Source organism: Paraburkholderia sp. XV, from assembly GCF_020177535.1.
GTDB classification, from domain to species: Bacteria; Pseudomonadota; Gammaproteobacteria; order Burkholderiales; family Burkholderiaceae; genus Paraburkholderia; species Paraburkholderia caribensis.
In genome coordinates this window covers 1-12,184 of the sequence record NZ_JAGUUD010000175.1, presented here as the reverse complement: position 1 = coordinate 12,184, position 12,184 = coordinate 1, and the positions used below count along the sequence as shown (strand labels likewise).

14 protein-coding genes and 1 riboswitch are annotated in these 12,184 nt (G+C 64.9%); of the genes, 8 read left to right on the top strand and 6 right to left on the bottom strand.

All coding sequences use genetic code 11. From position 1 onward, the window contains the following. Positions 1–142: 142 nt before the first annotated feature. Together KFO72_RS39335 and KFO72_RS39330 are read right to left on the bottom strand one after the other, a co-directional pair. Positions 143–1,690, bottom strand: a complete 1,548-nt coding sequence (locus tag KFO72_RS39335; protein ID WP_062916968.1) for a methyl-accepting chemotaxis protein — start codon at positions 1,688–1,690, stop codon at positions 143–145. A gap of 178 nt (positions 1,691–1,868) precedes the next feature. Further along, positions 1,869–2,819, bottom strand: coding sequence for an AEC family transporter (locus tag KFO72_RS39330; protein WP_225034332.1), 951 nt, complete (start codon positions 2,817–2,819; stop codon positions 1,869–1,871). 107 nt (positions 2,820–2,926) lie between these two features. On the opposite strand from KFO72_RS39330, the gene KFO72_RS39325 reads away from it, so the two are divergent. Further along, positions 2,927–3,865, top strand: coding sequence for a LysR family transcriptional regulator (locus KFO72_RS39325; protein WP_225034331.1), 939 nt, complete (start codon positions 2,927–2,929; stop codon positions 3,863–3,865). 2 nt (positions 3,866–3,867) lie between these two features. Here the strand turns inward: KFO72_RS39325 and KFO72_RS39320 are convergent, their stop codons facing one another. Next, a complete protein-coding gene (locus tag KFO72_RS39320) occupies positions 3,868–4,638 on the bottom strand; it encodes a CbtA family protein (RefSeq protein WP_225034330.1) in 771 nt (256 codons plus the stop codon). A gap of 21 nt (positions 4,639–4,659) precedes the next feature. Then, positions 4,660–4,884, bottom strand: coding sequence for a CbtB domain-containing protein (locus KFO72_RS39315; protein ID WP_035988735.1), 225 nt, complete (start codon positions 4,882–4,884; stop codon positions 4,660–4,662). 63 nt (positions 4,885–4,947) lie between these two features. Next, a riboswitch (cobalamin riboswitch) is annotated at positions 4,948–5,036 on the bottom strand. A 94-nt stretch (positions 5,037–5,130) separates the two neighbouring features. On the opposite strand from KFO72_RS39315, the gene KFO72_RS39310 reads away from it, so the two are divergent. Continuing rightward, positions 5,131–5,706, top strand: a complete 576-nt coding sequence (locus KFO72_RS39310) for a histidine phosphatase family protein (protein ID WP_225034329.1) — start codon at positions 5,131–5,133, stop codon at positions 5,704–5,706. A gap of 15 nt (positions 5,707–5,721) precedes the next feature. On the opposite strand, the gene KFO72_RS39305 is transcribed toward KFO72_RS39310, so the two are convergent. Further along, complete coding sequence (locus KFO72_RS39305) at positions 5,722–6,120, bottom strand: hypothetical protein (protein ID WP_054930775.1); 399 nt, start codon at positions 6,118–6,120, stop codon at positions 5,722–5,724. A 213-nt stretch (positions 6,121–6,333) separates the two neighbouring features. Between KFO72_RS39305 and KFO72_RS39300 the strand changes: the two genes are divergently transcribed. The 3 genes from KFO72_RS39300 (at position 6,334) to infA (ending at position 7,748) form a co-directional block, all read left to right on the top strand. After that, positions 6,334–6,552: a hypothetical protein gene (locus KFO72_RS39300; protein ID WP_035988549.1), complete on the top strand. Its 219-nt coding sequence runs from the start codon at positions 6,334–6,336 to the stop codon at positions 6,550–6,552. Positions 6,553–7,065: 513 nt separating this feature from the next. After that, the gene (locus KFO72_RS39295; RefSeq protein WP_035988551.1) at positions 7,066–7,353 is read left to right on the top strand and encodes a hypothetical protein; all 288 of its coding nucleotides are present in this window, start codon (positions 7,066–7,068) and stop codon (positions 7,351–7,353) included. A 131-nt stretch (positions 7,354–7,484) separates the two neighbouring features. After that, the gene (gene infA, locus KFO72_RS39290) at positions 7,485–7,748 is read left to right on the top strand and encodes a translation initiation factor IF-1 (RefSeq protein ID WP_007743365.1); all 264 of its coding nucleotides are present in this window, start codon (positions 7,485–7,487) and stop codon (positions 7,746–7,748) included. A gap of 123 nt (positions 7,749–7,871) precedes the next feature. On the opposite strand, the gene KFO72_RS39285 is transcribed toward infA, so the two are convergent. Continuing rightward, a complete protein-coding gene (locus KFO72_RS39285; protein ID WP_224100677.1) occupies positions 7,872–8,579 on the bottom strand; it encodes a GntR family transcriptional regulator in 708 nt (235 codons plus the stop codon). A gap of 177 nt (positions 8,580–8,756) precedes the next feature. Between KFO72_RS39285 and KFO72_RS39280 the strand changes: the two genes are divergently transcribed. The 3 genes from KFO72_RS39280 (at position 8,757) to KFO72_RS39270 (ending at position 12,057) form a co-directional block, all read left to right on the top strand. After that, positions 8,757–10,016 carry a cyanate transporter gene (locus KFO72_RS39280; protein ID WP_225034328.1) on the top strand — a complete coding sequence of 420 codons (1,260 nt, stop codon included), beginning with the start codon at positions 8,757–8,759 and terminating at the stop codon, positions 10,014–10,016. A 312-nt stretch (positions 10,017–10,328) separates the two neighbouring features. After that, complete coding sequence (locus KFO72_RS39275; protein WP_054930776.1) at positions 10,329–10,904, top strand: ANTAR domain-containing response regulator; 576 nt, start codon at positions 10,329–10,331, stop codon at positions 10,902–10,904. A gap of 10 nt (positions 10,905–10,914) precedes the next feature. Next, positions 10,915–12,057: a CmpA/NrtA family ABC transporter substrate-binding protein gene (locus KFO72_RS39270; RefSeq protein WP_225034327.1), complete on the top strand. Its 1,143-nt coding sequence runs from the start codon at positions 10,915–10,917 to the stop codon at positions 12,055–12,057. Positions 12,058–12,184 lie beyond the last annotated feature (127 nt).

Below are 12,184 nucleotides of genomic sequence, written 5' to 3'. Positions count from 1 at the left end.
GGGGCGACGCCTGAAGCGAGCTAACGTCACGCGGATGCCAGCGCAAAGGCCAAAACACCGAACGGCGACGACGCGAGAAGCAAGACAACAAACCGGCGGATGCCAGCAACAACACAAGCACACCCCCATCCACCCTGAACCGTCAGCCCACTCCCACCCTAAACGCCGCCGTCAACTCACTCAACCGCTTAGCCTCATCCGCAAGCGCCGCCGCCGTCGCGGCATTCTCTTCCACCAGCGCCGCGTTCTGCTGCGTCACTTCATCCATCTGCGTAACCGCGAGGCTCACTTCCTTGATCCCGTCGCTTTGCTGCTGCGACGCCGTCGCAATCTCACCAACAATCTTCGCGACCCGAGAAATCGCGGTCTCGATATCGCGAATGGTATCGCCCGCGCCCGTCGCGATCTGCGCGCCGTGCGCGACGCGCGACGTCGAATCCGCGATCAGCATGCCGATCTCCTTCGCCGCCGCCGCCGAGCGTTGCGCAAGGCTGCGCACCTCCCCCGCGACGACCGCGAAGCCGCGCCCCTCCTCGCCCGCGCGCGCCGCCTCGACAGCCGCGTTCAGCGCCAGAATATTGGTCTGAAACGCAATCCCTTCGATCGCCGTGATGATGCCCGTCATCTTCGACGAACCGGCGTCAATCAGATGCATCGTCTCGACAAGGCTGCCGACCGCTTCGCGCCCGTGCGCCGTCATCGACGATGCGTCTTCGGCCAGCTTGCTCGCGTGCTGCGCGTTCTCGGCGTTCAACTGCACGGTCGATGTCAGCTCGTCCATCGCCGCAGCCGTCTGTTCCAGCGACGCAGCCTGCTCCTCCGTGCGCTGCGACAGATCGAGGTTGCCCGCCGCGATCTGCTGTGTCGCGGCCGCGATCGAATCGGAACCCTTGCGCACCGTCGTGATCGTCGCGCCGAGCTTGTCCTGCATCGTCGCGAGGCCGTGCAGCAGCGTGCCCATCTCGTCCTCAGAACGGATCTCGACGCGCGTGCGCAGTTCGCCCGATGCGATCGCGTCGAACTGGCCAAGCGCGTCGCGCATCGGCGACATGATCGCCCGACGCAACGCCCGCCAGCTGAGGTACGCGACGCCCAGCCCGACGGCAATGCTCGCGATGCACGCCGTCAGCAGCGTGCGAAACGTCGCGGACGAATGGTCGGCGGCGGCCTGCGCAGCGTCGTCGAGATATTTCTCCAGCGCGCCCTGACTCGCGTTCATCGCCGAATACAGGCCAATCAGATGATTCGCGCGGCTCTCGTCCATCCAGCTCGTGTCGCCACTGCCGATCGCCTGGATCAGCTGGTCGATGCCGTCGCGCAGCACCGCCGTGCGTTTCGCGTCGAGATCGTCGGTAAGGCTTTGCAGCGCGGGCGTCTTCGGCAGCGCGCGGAATTCGGCCCATGCCCTGTCGGCGTCGCCGAGCAGACGCTTCGCGCGGTTCAACTGCTCGCCGAGCTGCGGCGAATGCGGATTGCTCATGGCCCAGTCGAGGCCGAAGCGCGCCCGCGACATCGCCGTCCCCGAACGGCCCAGCGCCACCACCGACGCAAAATTGACCTCGTACCCGTCGCGCTGCGCCCGGTTGCTCTTCGCCATGCCGAAAATGCCGAGCGCGCCCGTCGCGATCAGCAGCACGCCGAGAAACGCAATCGTCGTCGCGATCCGGGCGTTGATGGTCAAGCTTTTCATGTTGTCTGGTCTCTCGCTGTCTTGCTGTTTTCGCCAATGAGCCGGTCGCGATTGTTCCATATATAAAACATGTTTCCTTATATGGAACTTCAGGCGAGTGTAAGGCGAAAAAAATGAGCAGACCACTGCTCATTCAGCGCGCGTTGCGAGCCCGCGACAACGGATCAACCTGCCGTCGTCACCCAGGCGCGTGCATATAGAACAGCAGCAGCGACAGCGAAACGAGCGATCCCAGCGTCGACAGCAGAATGGTCTGCGACGTGATGTGCGCCTCGCGTTCGTAGAACTCGGCAAGCATGTAAGGGCCTGTGCCCGTCGGCAGCGCGGCGAGCAGCACGGCCATGTCGACCATCGGCGCGGGCAGCGCGAACACACGCGCGGCGATCCACCATGCGAGCGCAGGCTGAGCGATCAGCTTGATGGCCGTCAGCACGAACGACGTGACGGGCTCGGCCGCCTGCTCCGCCGGCGTGCGCTTTTCCGCGAGGAACAGCCCGAGGCTCACCAGCGCGCACGGGCTCGCCGCGCCGCTCAGCAGCTTCAGGAACGTCTCGACGCTGTGCGGCAGCGCGACATCCGCGCTCGCCGCCAGCACACCGAGAATCGGCGACGCGATCAGCGGATTGCGCAGCAGCCGCCACACGACTTTTGCGCCGAGCTTGTGCGGCGTGCGCTCGGTCTGCAGGCCGATCTCGATCAGCACGATCGCGAGCGCGAACAGCACGCAGGCGACGATGATCGTCGCGATGGTGGTCGGCGTGAGGCTCGCCCTGCCGAATGCGAGCAGCCCGAGCGGAAAGCCGATGTAGCCGGTGTTCGGATACGACGCGGCGATCGCGTCGACGCTTGCATCGGCAAGATGCCGCCCGCTGGCGAGCCGCGCCAGCAGCACAACCACGAACACGCCCGCGCAGGCAATCGAGAACGTCGCGATGAAGGCCGGCTGATCGAGCTGATGCCAGGTCGAATGGGCCATCGTGTCGAACAGCAATGCGGGCAGCGCGAGCCACACCACGAAGCGGTTCAGTTCGGAAGCCGCCGTGGCGCCGAGCAGATTGCGACGGCGGCAAAAGAAGCCCGCGAAGATCAGCGCAAAGACGGGCAGCAGGATTTCGAGCGTAGACAGCATGAAGTTGCGGCAACGAAGGTAAAAAGGGAGGAAACGCGCAAGGTTAAGCGTTTACACCTATACAATCCAATGCCGAATCCAACCCTCGACGATACTTTTTTTGCATCATGCTCGACGTCAAGCCGCTTCGCTACTTCGTCACGCTCGCCGAAACCCGCCATTTCGGGCGTGCGGCCGCGCGGCTGAACCTGTCGCAGCCGCCGCTGAGCCGGCAACTAGCTGCGCTGGAAGCCGCGCTCGGCGTCACGCTGATCGAGCGCAGTCCGCGCAGCGTCACGCTCACGGCCGCGGGCGAGCGTTTCTACGAAGACGCGAAGGCGATACTCGCGTCGATCGAGCAGGCGGCCAGACATGCCCGCGCGGCGGCCGTCGGCGACACTGGCCAGTTGACCGTCGGCTTCACGATGTGCGCCGCGTACAGCGTGCTGCCCAGCTATGCGCGCGCGTACGGTGACGCCTGGCCCGGCGTCACGCTCAACCTGCGCGAAGTCGTATCGAATGATCTGGCGCCGCAGGTGCTGAGCGGGCAGATCGACGCCGCAATCATGTTTCCGGGCGCGCAAAGCAAGGATCTCGACACCCGCGCGATCTTCACCGAGCCGCTGTGCGTCGCGTTGTCGCGCGAGCATCCGCTCGCTTGCGCGCATCAACTGAAGATCGCGCAGCTCGCGCGCGAGCCGTTCGTGATGGCGTCGGAAGCCGTGTCGCCGAGCCTGCGCGCGACCATCGTCGACCATTGCGCGCAAGGCGGTTTCGCGCCCGATGTGCGCTTCGAAGTGCAGTTGCAGCAGACAGTGTTGAGTCTCGTCGACGAAGGCGTGGGGATCGCGCTGGTGCCGGAGTCGATGCGCAAGGCGCAACTCGCAGGCGTCGTCTTCAGACCGCTCGACGACGCGCCGACGATTTCGCAAATGCTCGTCTGGTCGCCGTCGAACCGCAACCCATGTCTGGCGCGGTTTCTGGAGATTGCCTGGAAGCGGCGAACGGAACGAAACGGGGAAGAGAGCCGCGCGTCTGCGCATTCAGGCGCAGACGCGGAAAAGTAGCGTTACAGATAAGCCGAGTTGCGTGCCGCTGCAGCCGATGCGCGCGCGATGCGTTCGCTGCGCTCGACCAGTGCCCCGAACAACAGGCCGATCGTGGCCCACATGATTGCCTGCATGCCGAGCGCCGTGAAGCGGAACTTCCACAGCACGACGGCGGGGAACGCTTCGGGCACTTCGTTGACCGTCGGCAGCGCGATCTGGATCGCGGCGATGATCGCGATGAACACGATTCCGCCCACGATCGACGCGTTCCACACGCCGAGCCGCGACACCAGGTGCTTGCGGACTTTCATCGAGAACACCGCCACGACGAGCGACGTGACGATCATCAGGAAGAACAGCCCCGTGCGCATGCCGATGGTTTCCGGATCGCCCACGGAAGGTGGATTCGCCGGATACTTGATGGTCGGCACCAGCACGACGGCGACATAGGCGCCCACTGCGAGCCACGCCGACAACGCACGTGCACCGAGCCGGCCGACGCGTCCATGCAGATACGCGAACGTCAGCGCGAACAGCCCGCCGAACGCCATGCCATACGCGACGACGCCCGTCAGCAGACCGAGGCCCGCCTGCGTGCCGCGGCTGACGAGTTCTTCTTCATGATCGTGAGCGCCGCTGGCGTCGCCGTGATCGTGCGCGGTTTGCATCTTTTCTTCGAACGAGATCGCCGTATCGACGAGCGGCTCGCCTGCCACGCGCGCAAAGGCGAACGTCAGCAAACCCGCGACGATGCCTGCGAGCATCCCTCGCATCAATAACTTACCCACCATGGTGATGACTCCCTTACGCGATCAGTGGCAAGGAAAGCCGAGCAGATGGCGGCCGTCGTGCACGAATTCATGCACGTACATGCCGGGAATCAGCGAGGTCGCGCCCTGTTCGGCGCCGACGAAATAGAGCGCGAGCAGCATCAGCAGGCCGCCGAACAGAATCCAGGGCAGCAGCTCGCGCAGCGGGATGGGGGTGATGGCAGGTTGATCGGTCTGACCGGCGTGGTCGAGAACGGCGTCGTTCATGACGGACATCTCCTTGGGGTTACGCGCCCCGATAGTCGAATGATGAGAAAGGTCGAAGCTTGGGTCTGGCTTCCGGCTTGTGTACAGCCTGTTGTGTACGCATTTGCTGCCGATTACAGTGGCGCGACCGCGCCGGGCTTGCACCGGCTTCCGCGCTTCGAGTGGCGACTATTCTACGGCTAAACTGCGAAACGCTCTCCTGTTTCTTGCCCTCTTTCTTCCCATTTCCCGGACCCAAGGCCGTCGATGCGCACACGCCTGTTGTTGATCAGCCACCCGGCGACGGCCGCGCAACGCAAGGGCACGTTCCCCGCCGACGATCCCCTCGATACCCGCGCGGTCGAAGAAGCCACGTCGTTTCGCGCATCGCATGCCGGCTTGCTGAACGCCGATGCCGCGCTCAGCAGCCCCGCTGCGTGCGCGCTGGACACGGCGCGGGCGCTTGGACTGGCGGCGACGATCGTGCCGGATCTCGCCGACGCCGACTTCGGCCGCTGGCGTGGGCGCCGTTTGCTCGACGTGGCGAACGAGGACACGAACGCACTCGACGCATGGACGCGCGATCCGTCATCCGCGCCGCATGGCGGCGAATCGTTCGATGCGCTGACCTTGCGCGTCGGCGGCTGGCTCGATGCGTTCGAGCAGCGCGGCACGGTCATCGCCGTCACGCATGCGGGAGTGATCCGCGCGGCGCTCATGCATGTGCTGCAAGCGCCGTCCGCGAGATTCGCGCGTATCGAGGTGCCGCCCCTTTCCGTGATCGAACTGCAACGCGATCAGCGCGGCTGGACGTGGTGGCCCGCACCGGACCGTCGAAGCTGAGACGCCCACGCGCGCTCACAGCGTCGGACACGACAGCACCTGCTGCGGATTGAGCGTCGTGCCAGGCATGCCGTCGGTGGCGGGCTTGCCCTGCGCCGGCGTCGCGATCAGGCGCACGGCATCCGTCCCCGCGTTGGCGAGCACGTAGCGCTCGGGGCGGCCTTGCGGCTGCCAGTACGCGCGATAGATGCCGCCGTCCTTCAACACATGCAGCGTGCCCGGCACCGTCTTGCCGCCCGCGATGAAATCGACGGGCTCGCCGTCGCGCAGCGCGAAGCCGCTCGCGGCCGACACGCTCGATGCGCCCGACGCGCCCGCGCCCGCCAGCACGCCGCACGATGCATCGCCCGTTGCCGCGACGGCCAGTTGTGCGACGGTCCATAGCGCGAGCGGCGCGATTGCTCTGATTGTCATGGCGGACCTCGTGTTGTCTTGAATCGTCTGGAATGGCGAGCCGAATAGTGCGTCAGGCGCCTCGGGCGCGTTGCAAAGCGCATACCCGGCATGGCCTGCGGACATCTGACCGCGTGAATTTTGACCGCGTGGCACCGCGCTTTTTGATGTGCGATAAAAGACGAGACTCAAGAGTCAGATCATTCACAAGCGTTCACCGAAAAGAGGCAACTGATGGCTACGCTCGAAGCGTTTCGTACCGTGCTCGACGATGCACGCACGCCCGAGATCATCCGCAATCACATCATCGATTCGCTGCAGTACGCGCTGCGCAACCACGGCCAGGTTTTCACGTCGAAGGAAGTTGAATGGCTAGCCAAGTGGGACGATGCGCGCATTCCGCTCGCCGCCAGCCGCGAACTCCAGAAACGCTTGACGCAAACGGCCGACTGAGCGCGCCGAGCGGCCGCGCGCGGTGCCGCGCGCCAAACGGGCATGCTCCGCGAAAGCGGTCGCGGGAAAGTTTCTGCTACCCAAAGCCCTGTTTTTAGGGCATAATATATTTAACGCAGCGCTCTGCCCGCATCACCCGTCAACTTCTTCACCGTAACGCGTCAACGTCTTCTCGTCTTCGCCGCGTTGCACTGATTGCATTGCATCCCAGCCGTCCCGTTATCGCGCAACATCATGCAGCGGCAACACGGCGGTCTTCGTCACTCCGGCCACGCGCTGCACGCCTGAACCCGACGGGGTGACATTCGCTACGTTCGTTGCCCGTGCGGCATCAGCGTATTTTTCTCCATCCGTTCCGCGTTGATCGCGGTTGCGTCCGAGCCAGCGCATACGGCTCGCGCGAGACTTTTTCCATTGCGGCGCGCCCCATGGCGCTGCGCCGCCCGCTGCCTATTCGCCGCGCCTGCCCGTTGCAGTGACGCGCGCCGGCAGCCGCATCACAGGACTGTGTATATGACGACGCAAGGCATCAAGACGTACAAGGGCTACGAAATTCATCCGCTGATCTATCCGCGCCGCACGGCGAACGGCGTGGCGCACCGCAATTCGATCGACAGCGGCTATGACGCGTCGGTTCGCATCTGCCGGGTCGGCGCGAACGCCGCCGCCGATGGCCGCGTGTTCCGCCTGTCGTATTTCCGGCCGTTCGAAGGCGCGGGCAAGGCCCGCATAGCCTGCATGGAGCATGCAGCACAAGTGATCGACGGCCGGGTCGACGGACAGACGGTTTCCGACCTTTGATCTCGCGCAGCGCAACGCGCGCATCAGCATCATCGTCTCACCGCATCGACGCGGCAGCCTTCGTGCTGCCGCGCAAATTACGCTGCGCGCCGCGCGCGCCGCACCCTTCCCTCATCGACCAGGAGTAATGCATGGCGAAAGAAGAACTGCTTGAACTGGACGGCATCGTCGACGAAGTACTACCCGATAGCCGCTACCGCGTCACGCTGGATAACGGCGTGGTCGTGGGCGCGTACGCGTCGGGACGCATGCGCAAGAATCACATCCGTATCCTCGCGGGCGACCGCGTCACGCTCGAACTGTCGGTCTACGACCTGACCAAAGGGCGCATCAATTTCCGTCACAAGGACGAACGAAGCAGCGGCCCGCGTAGCGCACCCATGCGCCGCCGCTAACGTAGCGGCAACCCACTGAAGCGTCCCGCGCTCATGACCGGCGCGACGCAATGGTGAATCGACGTACAGGGCAATCGTCGATCACCGTAAGAGATGCGGCATGTGCAACGCATGCCGATCGATTCACCCACGAAAGACCGCACGGGGATCGTCGCTCGCCCTGGTCTGCATACGCGTCACGACGCGCTCTTCCAGCTCCGCGAGATGCGCGCGCATTGCTTCGAGCGCCGCGTTCAAGTCACCATCGTCCAGCGCCTCGATGAGCTGCGCGTGTTCGTCGGCGGAGCAGGTCGTGCCCTTCGACGGATCGTAAAGCGCCTTGTATAGCTCCGTCTTCGCCACGAGTTGCGCGACGAAGCCCTGCAATTCCGCGCTCCCCGCGATCTGCGTCAGCAGCACATGAAAGTGCCCCGCGAGCCGCACCTGTTCATCCACGCGGCCTTCCTTCAGCGCCTTTTTCTCGCTTGCGATATGCGCCTTCAGCACACGCCTGTCCTGTGACGACAGCGCACCGCATAGCGCGGTGACGATCCCAGCCTCGACGATCTGCCGCGCGCGATAGACCTGGCGCACATCCTCCTCCGACGGCGCCGGCACGAACGCGCCGCGATTCGCTTCCAGCACCAGCTTGCCTTCGAACCCCAACCGCGCCAGCACCTTGCGCAGCGCGCCGCGCGTGCAGTTGAACGCGGCCGCGAGATCGCGCTCGACGAGCTGCGCGCCCGGGCGCAGCCGGCCTTCGAGCAGCGCCGTGGTGATCGACGCATAGATGCGGTCCTCGACGTTGTCGTCTTCCGGGGCAGGCGGCGGTGTGTGCGGGCGTGTGGCCATGGTGTGCGAGTGGGAAGGTGGCGGCGGCGGCCGTATTTTAGCGGCGCGCGGCCCTACGCGCATGAAGCGTCGACAGCATCGGCCCAATACCGGGGATAGCGGATTGGCGCCGAGTGGTTAACCATTTTCCGATATTATGGTTAACCAAACGCTTTCGACTGATCCGTAGGACACCCCGTGAACCAGACTCCCGGCATCGATTCCCCGCGCATTTCGCATCGCACGACATCGTCGGCCCTATCGTGGCAGGACGGGCTCTGGCTTGCCGTCATCGTGGCGATCGGCATCAACCTGCGGCCGCTGCTGACGTCCGTGAGCCCGTTGATGGCGACGATCCGCGCGGCCACGGGTCTCAGTTTCTCGGGCGCCTCGCTGTTGACCAGCCTGCCTGTCGTCGCGATGGGATTCGGCGCGTTCGGCGCGGGCTTGCTGACGCGCGTGGTCGGCGAAGCGCGCGGGGTCGCGCTGGGGCTGCTGGCTATTGGTGTCGCGTGCGGCGCGCGGCTGGCTGCTTCGAGCGGCACGGCGTTGCTGATGACGGCGCTCGTCGCGGGCACGGGCGTCGCCGTCATTCAGGCGCTGTTGCCGGGCGTGATGAAGCAGCGCTTTCATGCACGCGTGCCGCTTGCGATGGGCCTGTTCTCCGCGTCGATCATGGGCGGCGGCGGTCTGGGCGCGAGCCTCAGCCCCTATGTCGCGAAGGCGTCCGGTTCATGGCACGCGGGCCTCGCGATGTGGGCCGTGCCTGCTGTGATCGCCTGCATGTGCTGGCTCGCGCTGCAACGCCGCGCATCGGCGCTCGATGGACCCGCCGCCGCGCCCCTGGCTGCGAGTCCCGGGCACGCGCATGTGGCGATCTGGAAGAAGCGCCGCGCGTGGGCATTGGGCCTGCACTTCGGCCTCGTCAATGGCGGCTACACGACGCTGGTTGCGTGGCTGCCCGCGTACTACCAGCAACGTGGCGCGAGCGTCGCGCAGAGCGGTTCGCTGCTCGCGGCGATGACCGTCTTCCAGGCGGCGTCGGCGCTGCTGCTGCCGCTCGCGGCCGCGTCGTTCCGCGACCGCCGGCCGTGGCTCGTCGCCGGACTGTCCGCGCAACTGGTGGGGATCGTCGGGCTGCTCGCGTATCCGGATGCGTTGCCGCTCGCGTGGGTCGCGATTGCAGGCGCGGGACTCGGTGGTACGTTCTCGCTGACGCTCGTGACGGCGCTCGATCATGCCGGCGATCATCGCATCGCCGGAAACCTCGTTGCGTTCGTGCAGGGCGTGGGCTTCATCGTGGCGGCGATTTCGCCTGTCGTCGCCGGACGCTTGCGCGACCTGACGGGCAGCTTCGCGGCCGCGTGGATCATGCTCGCGGCCTGCATCGCCGCGATGATCGCCTTGACCTTCGCATTTTCGCCGCGCAGCTACGCACGCTGGCTCGGCTCGCGGTAAAGCGCGCTACGCGAGCAGGTCGTAGATGGGCCGGCTCCGCACTCGCTGCTTCGCGCCAAACAGGTGCAGCGCACCGCGACGCGCACTGACACGGTGCGACAACAGAATGCTGCAATGATCACTCGAAGCTGTGCGCAGCAAACGTTAGGGCAATTGTCGATTGGTGGCATACAAGTTGCAGGATGACTGCACGCTTTCCGACAGGTCGCAGCAAACACGCGACTGCTGCCCACCCGCCGCGAGACGCAATGCAGAAGCCGCAATCCGACGAATGAAGCTGTGTAACTTCCCCTATTCCATACCGGGCAATCCATGCTGCGTGTTTTGCTCGTAACCGATACCGACAAACCCATCGGCGAGTTGCGCGATACGCTTGCGCGGCTCGGCTACGAGATGCTCGCCGCCACCGCGTCGCCGCAGGCGCTGCACAAGACTGTCGAGAGCGAACGGCCCGACGTGATCATCGTCGACACGGAATCGCCTTCGCGCGATACGCTCGAACAGCTTGCCGTGATGAACGCGACGGCGCCGCGCCCGGTGCTGATGTTCAGCCACGACGCCAACCAGCAGCTGATACGCGATGCCGTCGGCGCGGGCGTGACGGCATATCTTGTCGAAGGACTGGCGACGGAGCGCCTCGCGCCGATTCTCGAAGTGGCGCTGGCGCGCTTCGCGCAGGAGTCGCAACTGCGCGAGCGGCTGGCGCAGGCCGAGAACGAACTGGCCGAGCGCAAGCTGATCGACCGCGCGAAGCGCCTGCTGATGGATTCGCAAAAGATGACCGAACACGCCGCCTACGCGACGATGCGCAAGCGTGCGATGAACCAGGGCGTGAAGCTCGCCGAGGTTGCGCGCCAGATCGTCGCCGCAGCCGACCTGCCCGATTGATGCGCTGCCCATGAACTCACCCGCCTACCTTTCTTCCCCCGACGAACCCGGCAAGCTCGAGAAGACGCACTTGCGGCTTGGTTTCGTCGCGCTCAGCGACGCTGCGCCTCTGGTTGCCGCGAAGCTGCTCGAATTCGGCCATGCGCACGGACTGACGATCGAACTGCTGAAGCAGCCGTCGTGGGCCGCGATACGCGACAAGCTGTTGTCGGGCGATCTCGATGCTGCGCATTCGCTTTACGGCCTCGTGTATGGCGTGCAGCTCGGCATTGGTGGCCCGCAAACGGATATGGCCGTGTTGATGGTGCTGAACCGCAACGGCCAGGCGATCACGGTATCGAACCGTCTTGCTGCTGCGCTCGACGAGCACAAGACGCTGCCTGCCGCGCTGGCGACGCTCGGGCGCAAGCCCGTGTTCGCGCAGACTTTCCCGACGGGTACGCATGCGATGTGGCTGTATTACTGGCTCGCTTCGCAGGGCGTGCATCCTTTGCGCGATATCGAAGGCGTGGTGATTCCGCCGCCGCAGATGGTCGATGCGCTTGCGCAGGATCGGCTTGACGGGCTGTGTGTCGGCGAGCCGTGGAATGCGGTTGCGCAGGAGCGCGGTGTTGGCAGAACGATCGCGTATACGAGTGAGGTGTGGCCGGATCATCCAGAGAAGGTGCTGGCGAGCCGGCGCGATTTTGTTACGCGGTATCCGAATACGGCTCGGGCGCTCGTGCAGACGATGCTCGAGGCGTGCCGGTGGCTTGATGATGATGTGCATCGGGTGGAGATTTCGGCTCGGCTCGCCAGCGATGAGTTTGTTGGCGTGCCTGCCGGGCTGATTGCTCCACGGTTGATTGCTGCGGGTTCTGATGAAAAGCGGCGGGCTGTGAAGTTTTTTGCTGATGGGGCGGTGAATTATCCGCATCCTGCGGAAGGGGTTTGGTTTTTTGCGCAGTATGCGCGGTGGGGGATGGCTGGGTGGAGGGATGATTTTGCGCGTATTGCGGGGGAGGTTAATCAGGTTGATCTGTATCGAAAGGCGGCCGCCAATGTTGGAGTGAGGGTGTGGGCCGATGCGCCGTCGGCGGTGCTCGTTGATGGGCGGGTTTGGGATGGGAATGCGGATCAGGCTTATATGCGAGGGTTTTTGATCAGGGCCTGAAGGGGGTTCTTGTCTGCGACTTCGTGGCGTGGCTGGTTTGTTCTTTGCGCTGGCATCCGCGTTGCGTTAGCTTGCTTCACGCGTCGCCCCTGTGCGGGGCGGCACCTACTTTTCTTTGCCGCCGCAA